Here is a 10,875-nt window from a genome sequence, read left to right as displayed (position 1 = left end):
AGGATTAAATTTATATCACACTCTTCTGAAAATATGGTAAATTATAGTAAAGAAGGTCCGAGAAATTGCGAGAAAGGAACATGTTATTACAAATGAACAGATTACAAGCCGGATTGTTAACCACAGGGATCGGCACCGTATTGCTTTGTAGCGGAGCCATCACCGAAACCATTCGATCTGATCAGCTTCATTCGCCTACGGAAACATTGATGTGGGAAGATTATTCTCAGGATCTAAGGAATAAATTAACACGTTCGTGGAGCGGTGGAGTAGAGGCAATCCATAAGGTTATGGTTCAGGATAATGATAAGGAAAACCTAAGCAAGTGGAAGCTATATTATGATTTGGAGCATGCCAAACACCAGATTCCCCGCAAAGAGCACTCCTCTTTCATTCAGGTCTATTACGGGGATGCCCGAAGATCCTTGCTTGAAAATGGAGATTTCATGCCTGCGCTGCTCCTGGATCCTGATCATTCTAAAGCCATTCAGTTCTGGGAAAAGCATGATGGAACGTATGCAATCATAACAATGGAGAAGCGTTTAGATGAGGATGGAACGCACAAATGGCTTGAAAGTGGTGCACAGATCATCAATAAGCCCTGATCCGCTCAACAGCAGATCAGGGCTATCATTCGTATGAAGTCTAAGATCAACGCAATACTAATTACGGTTGCATAGAACTCTTTATATCTTTTTATCTAATCCAAATGGTGAGATTCCTTCTCCTGCTCTACGGGATTGGCATTTAACTCTTTTACATATATCATCGTTCGGTCTGGATTCGTATGTCCCATCATTTCAGCCAGACGATGCAGTGGAACACGCTCAGCCATGGCATAGCCAAACCGATGACGCAGATCATGTGAACTTAATCCTTCCAATCCGGCTGCGGTCATTACTTTTTTAATCAAATGGCGAAGCGCCCTCTCGGTCAAACGATCATTAGTCTTCTCCGAAGGGAACAGGTAAGGGCTACCTGGACTCAGACCTTCCATATACTTTCTCAACATCGTAACACACACCGTATTCAACGGAATTCTCCGTTGTCCGTTTCGTTTATCGGCCCGCACCGTAAGCTGCCCGCTTCGCTTGCCCAGTTCAATATCGACTGGCTCCAGATTGCATATCTCCATCGTCCGCAGCCCCGTATGAAACATCAAGATCAAGATGGTCTGATCACGCAGGGAATTCCCCTGTTCGATCGCAGAGAGAAAAGCTTGTTCTTCTCCTGGTGTCATGCGGCGAGGACTCACCTTGTCTTCCGGAATGAACTTTAAAGTTTTGGAAGGATCAATGCTAATTTTGGACTCTGCTGCAGCCCATTTGAATAAGCGCTTCAGTGTAATCAGTCTGCGGTTAATCGTAGCTGGCTTCAGCTGCAAAACGTTGTGTGAATAATCACGGTAGCTCATTAACGTGGATGTATCCATGTTTTCAATACTGATATCCTTTTCTCCAAATGCTGTACTTCCTTTGCACCATTCAAGAAAATGCTTCAGATCACTCGCATATTCCTTTAATGTTTTGGGAGTTAATTTAGCCTGAATGGTAAGCATATGTATGAATTCCTGAACAACCATTTCCCCATGTACCGACATACCAGATACCTTATCCATTAGAAAAAACCTCCAAATCTTGACTTATATTAGCGGACATGGTATTATCATATTAATCGATACATTAGCGGACATCAAGTCTGTGGTTTGAATATACCTGATCAGTGTTAATTTCTTATTAACCCTAATCAAAATGGTCGTTTAAAAACTTATTTTCTGGAGGAATTACATGCAAACAGGTACAGTGAAATGGTTCAACGCGGACAAAGGTTTCGGTTTTATCGAAATTGAAGAAGGAAATGACGTTTTTGTTCATTTCAGCGCTATCCAAAGTGACGGGTTCAAAACATTGGATGAAGGACAACGCGTTCAATTCGAAGTAACCCAAGGTAACCGTGGACCACAAGCTGAGAACGTTACAGTCATCTAATATATTCAAGCTGCCTTAACAGGCAGCTTTTTATTTTTATTCGATTCCTGTCCTATCAGATCTTTCGACCAACCGAATACTCCATCAAACCAAAGTGAGGGATTACACATGGATAAGGAACAATTGATTGCAGAAGTAGCCAAGTCTGGCGGATTCTCCAAAAAGAACGCTGAAAAGGCTGTCACCGTCGTACTTGATTCGATTTTGGAAGCTTTAAAGGAAGGTCAAGAAGTTCAGCTTGTCGGGTTTGGAAAATTCGAAGTGCGTGAGCGTGAGGCACGTATGGGCAAAAGCCGAAGAACCGGCAAGGAAATTCAGCTTCCGGCAGGGAAAGTCCCTGTATTCACGGCAGGATTGATGATGAAAGAAGCTTTGAATTAAGGCAGCACACCACAGTATCGGAAAGAAGGTTTTTATTCAAACGAACAACAATAATTATAATGCACATGCAACATTTTCTACGGTTGATGACATTCTTAACTATTATTCCGACAAGAAGACCAACCAGGATAACGCAAAGGATCACACCCATTCAACAGCCCCTTCAGCAGAGTCTGAACACACTTCATCATCACCCACTCGCTAACAGACCCTTTCATATTGGACAACAAAAAGCCCTGCTCCGCTTATAAACGGTCCAGGGCTTGATTTATGTTTACTCCAACACCCAGGGGGAGTGTATCTTGGGGACATCATTAATCAACTGCCTTGTATAGGGATGCTCCGCTTGGTGAATGACTTCCTCCGCTTTTCCAGTCTCCACCATCCGCCCGTTTTCCATAATGCAGATCGTGTCGCTCACATAATAAGCGAGACCCACGTCATGGGTGATAAACACAATGGTCATCCGGTTCTCATCACGCAGCTTGAGCAGCATATCCAAAATGGTGGAGCGCGAACAGGCATCTACCATGGAAGTGGGCTCATCGGCGATCAGCACTTTCGGGTGCAGCATGAAAATTCTTGCAATCATTAACCGCTGCATCTGTCCACCGGACAGCTCAAACGGATATTTGTTATACAACTCCTCAAACTTCAGATTCACGAAGGAACAAGCTTCCTTCATTTTGATGTACGCCTCATCCTGGCTGAGCTTCAACCCTTGCAATTTAATGCAATCCACGAGCAGCTTCTCTACCCGGTGAAAAACATTGAACGAGGAAAACGGATCCTGGAAAATGGCCTGGATATCCTTCCAATAGGCTTTGCGTTCACGATATCGTCCAAGCTGCCTCGGTTTTCCGTTATATTCGATGGCGCCACTCGTTTCCTTAAGCAGGCCCATAATCATCTTCGCAAGTGTGGTCTTGCCACTGCCGCTCTCTCCAACAATCGAAATAATCTCGCCTTCGTGAAAATCAAAGCTGACATCGTCTACTGCCGCCTTTTTACGGTTGCCTGTACCGTATACCTTCGTCAAATGACGGCCGCTGATCAGCACCTTTCCCATCGCCATGCGGGTTCACTCCTTCCGGGAGTCATGAATCAAGCTGCTCCTCTTTCCTGATCTGCTCCAGGATCTCCGGTGTCAGCAGGCAGCGATAGATCCGTTCTTGCACTTGGATATTCTCAATCTTGCCCTGACGACATTCATCTGTAACCAGCGTGCAGCGCTCAGCGAATCTACAGCCTTCAGGCACATGCTTCAGATTCGGCGGAGCGCCAGGTATCGCTGCAAGCTTATGTTCCTTCATCCCCTCTTCCGGTACAATGATGGACCCCATCAGTTTACGGGTATAGGGGTGCAGTGGATTGAAGATCATCTGGTCCGCCGTTCCCCGTTCCACAATTTCGCCGGCATACATGACCATAATCTCATCCGTGACGTGATACAGAAGCGGCAGCTCATGGGTGATAAACACCAGGGACTTGATCACTTCGCGTTTCAGCAAATCCTTCAGTAGACGGATAACCGCCTTCTGTGAAGTTACATCCAGAGCGGATGTCGGTTCATCCGCAATGAGCACTTTGGGATTCAAAATGGTTGAGATGGCAATGACTGTTCTCTGCTTCATGCCACCGGACAATTCATTTGGATACATATCCAGCACATCCGGTGACAGATTCAGCGATTGGAAACGCTCGGCTGCCATCCTCCGCACTTCCTGACGCTTCATCTCTGGACGATGCTCCTTCATAATATCCTCGATGAAACGGATAATGCGCAGCGTTGGATTAAGTGCATTCATCGCAGCCTGCGGAATATAGGCAATTTCCTTTCCGAGAATGCGGGAGCGCAGCTGCTCCTTGTTCAGCTGCATAATGTCCGTGCCATTGATCCGGATCGAACCACTGCCATAATGCAGGGGCGGGAAATAAAAGCCCATCAGGCTGAGTGCCAGTGTTGACTTGCCGCAGCCGGACTCCCCCGCAATGCCCAGCGTCTGCCCTTCTTTCAGTCCAAACTCTACCCCGTCAACCGCATAAACATTCTCTTTAAGCCGGGTACGGTAATAGGTTTTGAGGCCGCTGACCTGAAGTATAGGTTGGTCCATGGTCTTAGCTCCTTATTTTCGGATTAAAGATTTCGTCCATGCCCGTATTCATCAGATAGAGTGAGAACGTAATGACGGCAATGGCCATTGCCGCGGGAATGAATGCCCACCATGCTCCTGCTACCGGAGCTTCAAATACCAGTGCCCAGTTCATCAAAATACCGAGTGATATCGTGTTATACGGACCGAGCCCCAGCATCGAAATGGAGGCTTCGGACAGAATGCCCGAGGCGGTCTGGAGCACAAAGGCCATGACAACATAAGACGCAATATACGGCAGAATCTCATGGATAATAATACGCGGAGTGCTATGTCCTGAAATTTTCGCAATATGCACATGATCCCGGCTCCGCAGGGATGTTGTCTGTGCACGTACCGCCCTGGCTGTCCAGGGCCAGCTCGTGATGCCAATAATAATGGCCGTTACGAGCGAACTGCGGGAATCGATACTGACCGAGATGAGAATCAAAATGATAAAAGAAGGAATCACGATGAAAATATTCGTAACTGCTGTCAGGAAATTGTCCAGCATGCCCCCGATATATCCGGATACCAAGCCCATAATCAGACCTATGACCGTTGCAAAAACGCCCGCGATCAGCCCCACCCGTATGGATGTCTGGATGCCATACATCAATTCCAGAAAGATATCGCGCCCAAAGTTGTCTGATCCCAGCAGCAATCCATCCCCCGGAGGCTGGAACGCCATCGCAATCATTTCCAGCGGATCACTGCGATTGATGAGCGGATAGATGGTAACAAGCAGCAGCATGCCTACAAAAGTCACCGCACCGATCATAAACTTGGGCGACTTCAGCAAAATAGAGATCGAATGCTTCATGTCATTGTTCCTCCATTTGAGCAGCCTTGATGCGCGGATCAATGAAGCCATAGATTACATCAATCGTGAAATTGGCCAGCAGCACGGCAACGGCAATCAGCAGTGTACATCCTGAAATGAGCGGATAATCGAGCTGACGTATAGCTGTGAACAGCCAGGTGCCAATGCCCGGATAACTGAACACAATTTCACAGATTAGCGATCCACCAACCATGGTGCCAATGGAGAGCGCCAGTCCCGTGATCTGCGGCAGCATGGCATTGCGGAACACATAGCGGGCAATGCGGCCGTCCCGGATACCAAGGAGTTTGCTGTACAGCACATAGTCCGAATTCAGCTCGTAGATCGACATCTCTCGCATGCCTATCGCCTGACCGCCAATGGTTACGAGCACAATGGACAGGAACGGCAAGGTATGGTGGCGTATGACCGACATGATAAAGTCGAAGCTTAGCTGAGGTACCATCTGGAAGTCGTATCCACCGGACAGCGGAAACCATTTCAGTGTTAAAGCAAAGACATACAGCATAATAATAGCCAGAGTGAAAAAAGGAATGGAATTAATAAACAGCGCTACAGGAAACAGCACTTTATCAAAAACACCTTTCCGGTACGCCGCGATGGCACCGAGCAAATTGCCGATTAACCAGCCCACCAGGATAGCTGGGAGCTGAAGCCCCACCGTCCAAGGGACGGCGGAGGCCAGAATGTCCGTTACAGGCTTCGGATACAATCCGAAGGACGTGCCGAGATTGCCTGTGAAGAGATTTTTCAGGTAAATGCCAAACTGGGTCCACAGGGGCTGATCAATACCAAATTCAACGGTAAATGTCTCATACACCCGCTTGATGGAATCCGAGTCGGTCATGCCTGCGGTCATTTTGGACGCGATCATGCTCACCGGGTTGCCTTCAATCAGTCTTGGCAGAATAAAATTCAATCCGACGGCAATGATCAGGGTCAGGCCATACCAGAACACTTTTTTCGCTACATATCTGGCGTAGGCATTCATTGGATCCAGCACCCCCCGAATTTTACGGATAAGGCCATATTTGTACTAAGGTGAGAACGCTCTTGTATCTCCTAATTATGAATTTGGTAAAGTGCCTTGATACCTGCGCCATCCATGGAAATCTGCGGTGGAATATTGGTACCGTCCCCTTCGGAAGGGAAGCCTTTCCAGACGGACTCATTTACGGTATCAAAAACCCACGGTCTATACATCAGAGGAATGGACGGGATGTCTTTCAGCCAGATCGTATTAAGCTCTGTGTACAGTGCTTTCAGTTTTGCCTCATCGGATACGGAAGGAATCTCTTCAATGATTGCGTCTGCACGGTCATTCTGGTAACGGCCCCAGTTCCAGAATGCCATCTCCCCGAGTGGTGCGACGCCTTTTGAATACATGATGGTCATGGCACGGTTCCACGGCTGGCTCGGACTCACGCCGCCCGCAGGGGTGTTCATAATAATATCGAATTTGCCGGTTTGCAGGTCATTGGTCCACACCGGAGATTCCGGGAATTTGGTTCGAATCTCAATGCCAATCGCCTTGGCACTCTGCGCAACGATCTCCAGGGCAGCATTCCAGTCTGACCAGCCATACGGACATTCAATTTCAAACGGCCCGAGACGGGTACCGTTCAGTACACGAATGCCATCTTTGCCTTTGACAGCCCCAATCGAATCAAGCAGCGCATTGGCCCCTTCCACATCGGTGGTCCACTGCAGAGACTTGATTGCATTCTGATCAATATATTTGGACTCGGCATCCGAGTTCAAGGTCAGCGAAGGCTGCATCGGTGCAGAATAACCGCTCATTGCCAGTTCGGAGATCTTGTCATAGTTGATGCTCATGGCAATGGCCCGGCGGACATCTGCGTTATCCAGTCCGGCTTTGGATAGATTGAAGAAGATGCTCGGCATGGAACCCGGGAGATAGTAAGGAGCATCTTTCAAATAGGTTTTGACCGGAGCGCCGCCTTCCCACATTTTCCACACCTGCGGGATAAACTGTTGGGAGACGTCCACTTGCCCACTCTTGAACGCCAGATCCCCTGCCGCATTATCCTTGTAGATCACATGGGTGATATACTTCGGTGCCGGCAGCTTGCCGAACAGCTTTTGTCCCCAGTAGTTATCGTCGCGAATAATGGTAATTTTCTGATCATTGTAGAAGTGCAGCTTGTAAGCTCCGGTGCCCACCGGGTTATCGTTGATTTCTTTGCGGATCGCTGTCAGATCATTATTATTTTTCTTCTCAATCTCTTCCCAGATATGCTTCGGCAGCATAGGGATCAACTCAATGCTATCCAGTACGGTCAGTTTGTTGGGATTATCCGGGTTCAGCTTGATTTCCACGGACTGGGTTCCATCAGCTTTCACTTCCTGAATATAGGTCCAGAAACTGCTCCAGTTAATGTCGTATTTCTTGCCCAGTTCATAGGTGTACACCACATCATCTGCGGTAAAAGGCTTCCCGTCACTCCACTTGGCATCCGCGTTCAGCTCGATCCGCAGCGTAGTGTCATCCGTCCATTCGTATGACTTGCCGAGCAGCGGCTCAAGTGCTCCATCCAGCTGGTTCACCATAAATAAGGTCTCATACAGGAGCTCCCTGGAGTTTCCGTAATTCACAGGGAAGGCGGGATTGCCGCTGAGCAGATTGAAATTGGTGGGGGGGCCCCACTGCAATCCATTGACATACAGCGTCTCGTTGCGCGGAGTCTCCTTATTGGTTTGTGGGGCCGGTTCATTTTGGGTCGTTGCAGCTGGTGGATCTACCGTTCCTTGCGGTTCACTTACCGACGGTGGCTGAACACTTTGGCATCCGGCCAATAGAGCAGCCGACAATAACAGGGCGATGAGCGGTTTTGCAGCACTCTTGACTCGCATCCTGAACCCCTCCGTGAATTCATATTGGTATTTGGAAGCGCTTACTTAACGATATTCTATGAGATATATCACATGAAACATTCCACCTCTTTCCTCAATGTCGAGACATTATTTTTTTGCGGCTAGGCCAAAGGGTGTAGGCATATGGTGTCCAAATAAAAACAGCCGGCTCCGTCAGGAACCAGCTGTTGCCTTGTTTTTTTGAAAACCAATCCTATCTGCTATTTAAAAGTTCCTTCAATGTCTGCAAGTCATATGTGGAAACCAATTGTTCCAAATGGGTATCCAGCCACTCTTCATCCTGATCCCACCATTTCAGTTCCAGCAGCAGCTCAATCGTTTCGTCGTCAAAGCGCTTTTTGATCAGCTTGGCTGGGTTGCCACCCACAATGACATACGGCTCGATGTTCCGTGTTACCGTCGAATTGGACGCAACGATGGCTCCGTCGCCGATCGTGACGCCTGGCATAATCGTTACATTTTGCCCAAGCCATACGTCGTTACCCAGTACGGTATCGCCCTTAAATGGCAGCTGATCCAGAGTGGGCGTCACTCTCTCCCATCCTCCACCGAAAATATTGAAAGGATAGGTCGTCATGCCCTCCATCCGGTGGTTTGCACCATTCATAATGAAGGTCACACCTTCTGCAATCGCACAAAACTTGCCGATCACCAGGCGATCCCCAAGAAAATCATAATGATGCAGGATTCGGTCATAGAAATGTTCAGGCGGATTACTATTGTCGCTATAGTAGGTATAGTCACCGATGTCCACATTGGGGCGAGGCGGCAAATTTTGAATATAACAAACGGTGCGAATATTCTCGTTGGGGAAAAGTTTTGATTTATCGGGAGCCATACTTATTCCTCCTTTTTCCACCATTGTAACAGATATTAGATCTTAAACGGGCTGAGCGATGCCTGAAGCTCCGAGGAAACATCGGACAGCACCGCTGCGGACGCCTTAATCTGTTCCACCGACTTGAGCTGTTCATGAACCGAAGCGGCAGCCTGCTGCGAATTGACACTGGCCGTCTGCGCATGGCGTGCAATCTCGTGCACGGAAGCAACGATCTGTTCCACGCCGGCGGACATCTCCTCACTCGTCGCTGCCATGTCCTCAATTTCCGTTGCGATCCTTAAGTTTGTGTCCCGGATCAGGCTGAAGTTTTGTTCCGTTACACGGGTCAAGCGCATTCCTTCCTGCACCTCATCTTTCACTCGTGACATGGCTGTTAGTGACAGCAGCATGTCCTGCTCCATGGCTTTGACCAGTTCCTCAATGCGGCTCGAAGAGTCCCCGGCCTGTTCAGCCAATTTGCGAACCTCGGTAGACACGACGGCAAAGCCTCTGCCATGCTCCCCTGCTCTGGCAGCTTCAATGGATGCATTAAGAGCGAGAAGATTGGTTTGATTCGCAATCTCATGAATGGTGGTAACCATCTGGCTTATCTGGGCAGACTTCTCTTCCAGCGTACGAATGACTTCATCCGTTGTTGTAACGGAGGATTCGATCGTCGACATCTGCTGAACCGTCAGCTGCACTGCTTCTCCTCCGGTTTCCGCCTGCCTGCGGGAGTACAGGGCAGATTCCGAGATGCTGGAGGCCTTGTCTGCCATCCGCTGCACTCCAATGGCCACCTCTTCCATGGCCTGCAGGTTCTCTTCGCTACTGATGGTCTGGCTCTCTGCCCCTCTCGCGACCTGTTCCACCGACGAAGCAATCTGTTCCGATTCCCGTGCCGTCCGTTCCGCAATGGTCAAGAGAATTCCGGTCGAATGCTTAGCTTTCTCCCCCGCTTGAAGGCCACCCTGAATAATCAGTTGTAAGCTGCTTCTCATCTCGTTGTACCCGGTACCCAGCATGCCAATCTCGTCCTGGACGTGATCGACAACCGGCTCAGTGAAGTCCCCCGTGCCTGCACGCTTGATGGCCATAGACACCCGTTCGATTCTTAATTTCACTCTGCGGACGTACAGAATAATGGCTGTAATGGCTACCCCCATCGCGAGCAGGAATACGATCAGAAAGGTCTTCAGAAATGAAGAAATAATGACATCAATCAGCGATTGAGATGCCCCTACATAGAGAATTCCGATGATTTCCCCGGTTGCATCCTTGATCGGTTGATATGCCGTCTGTACATTCTGTCCAACGACAACGGCCTCACCGTAGAATTTCTCCCCCTGCTGCAAAACAGCCTGGGCGACCTGTTCCGATACTTTCGTCCCGACAGCGCGCTCGCCATCCATCATTACGTTTGTTGCCACGCGCTCTTCGCCACGGAAAATGGTAACTGTGTCTCCAGATGCCTCCCCAATTTCATCCACAAGTTCGAAGTTGCCCTCCATTGCGGTATCACCTTTGTAAAGCTCGCCATCCTTGATGGCCCAGTCGCCGGGGTGTTTGTATGTAATAATTCGATCCGCCATCTCCAAATCCCGCTTCGCCTTTTCCGTTGCAAATGTCGTAATCCCCTGTCTCATTTCCAGAATTACACTTACCGCCACGGCTGAGGAAAATACGATAAATATGCTGATAACAATCAAACTGATTTTGGTACCGATGCTCATGCTTCGCATGTGTTGAGCCACCCATTTCCCTTTGTAATTAGGTGATACCGAAGCGAATTTCGAATCGATTTCGATAATCACA

The 10,875-nt window shown here is 48.5% G+C and carries 11 protein-coding genes; 3 read left to right on the top strand and 8 right to left on the bottom strand.

Features of this window, described 5'->3' with window-relative positions; genetic code table 11:
• Nucleotides 1-92 precede the first annotated feature (92 nt).
• A complete protein-coding gene (locus AC3RCI_RS04975) occupies nt 93-605 on the top strand; it encodes a hypothetical protein (RefSeq protein ID WP_492527762.1) in 513 nt (170 codons plus the stop codon).
• A 95-nt stretch (nt 606-700) separates the two neighbouring features.
• On the opposite strand, the gene AC3RCI_RS04970 is transcribed toward AC3RCI_RS04975, so the two are convergent.
• On the bottom strand, nt 701-1,618 hold the full coding sequence (locus tag AC3RCI_RS04970; protein WP_492527760.1) for a tyrosine-type recombinase/integrase: 918 nt from the start codon (nt 1,616-1,618) through the stop codon (nt 701-703).
• A gap of 169 nt (nt 1,619-1,787) precedes the next feature.
• On the opposite strand from AC3RCI_RS04970, the gene AC3RCI_RS04965 reads away from it, so the two are divergent.
• Entirely contained in the window at nt 1,788-1,988 is a 201-nt protein-coding gene (locus tag AC3RCI_RS04965) for a cold-shock protein (protein ID WP_095288763.1), read from the top strand.
• Between the two features lie 108 nt (nt 1,989-2,096).
• Complete coding sequence (locus tag AC3RCI_RS04960) at nt 2,097-2,369, top strand: HU family DNA-binding protein (RefSeq protein WP_127538529.1); 273 nt, start codon at nt 2,097-2,099, stop codon at nt 2,367-2,369.
• A gap of 274 nt (nt 2,370-2,643) precedes the next feature.
• On the opposite strand, the gene AC3RCI_RS04955 is transcribed toward AC3RCI_RS04960, so the two are convergent.
• From AC3RCI_RS04955 to AC3RCI_RS04925, 7 genes are all read right to left on the bottom strand, one after another.
• Nucleotides 2,644-3,444: an ABC transporter ATP-binding protein gene (locus tag AC3RCI_RS04955; protein ID WP_336781284.1), complete on the bottom strand. Its 801-nt coding sequence runs from the start codon at nt 3,442-3,444 to the stop codon at nt 2,644-2,646.
• Nucleotides 3,445-3,466: 22 nt separating this feature from the next.
• The gene (locus AC3RCI_RS04950; protein WP_095288761.1) at nt 3,467-4,483 is read right to left on the bottom strand and encodes an ABC transporter ATP-binding protein; all 1,017 of its coding nucleotides are present in this window, start codon (nt 4,481-4,483) and stop codon (nt 3,467-3,469) included.
• Between the two features lie 4 nt (nt 4,484-4,487).
• Complete coding sequence (locus tag AC3RCI_RS04945) at nt 4,488-5,324, bottom strand: ABC transporter permease (protein WP_095288760.1); 837 nt, start codon at nt 5,322-5,324, stop codon at nt 4,488-4,490.
• Nucleotide 5,325: 1 nt separating this feature from the next.
• On the bottom strand, nt 5,326-6,336 hold the full coding sequence (locus AC3RCI_RS04940) for an ABC transporter permease (protein WP_095288759.1): 1,011 nt from the start codon (nt 6,334-6,336) through the stop codon (nt 5,326-5,328).
• A gap of 71 nt (nt 6,337-6,407) precedes the next feature.
• Entirely contained in the window at nt 6,408-8,219 is a 1,812-nt protein-coding gene (locus AC3RCI_RS04935; protein WP_492527758.1) for an ABC transporter substrate-binding protein, read from the bottom strand.
• A gap of 214 nt (nt 8,220-8,433) precedes the next feature.
• A complete protein-coding gene (locus AC3RCI_RS04930) occupies nt 8,434-9,078 on the bottom strand; it encodes a Vat family streptogramin A O-acetyltransferase (protein ID WP_492527756.1) in 645 nt (214 codons plus the stop codon).
• 35 nt (nt 9,079-9,113) lie between these two features.
• Entirely contained in the window at nt 9,114-10,802 is a 1,689-nt protein-coding gene (locus tag AC3RCI_RS04925) for a methyl-accepting chemotaxis protein (RefSeq protein ID WP_492527754.1), read from the bottom strand.
• Nucleotides 10,803-10,875: the final 73 nt, after the last annotated feature.

The sequence above is a fragment of the Paenibacillus sp. MT124 genome (assembly GCF_058792755.1).
The sequence above is the reverse complement of the archived record's forward strand: the minus strand, read 5'-3'. Positions and strand labels throughout refer to the sequence as shown.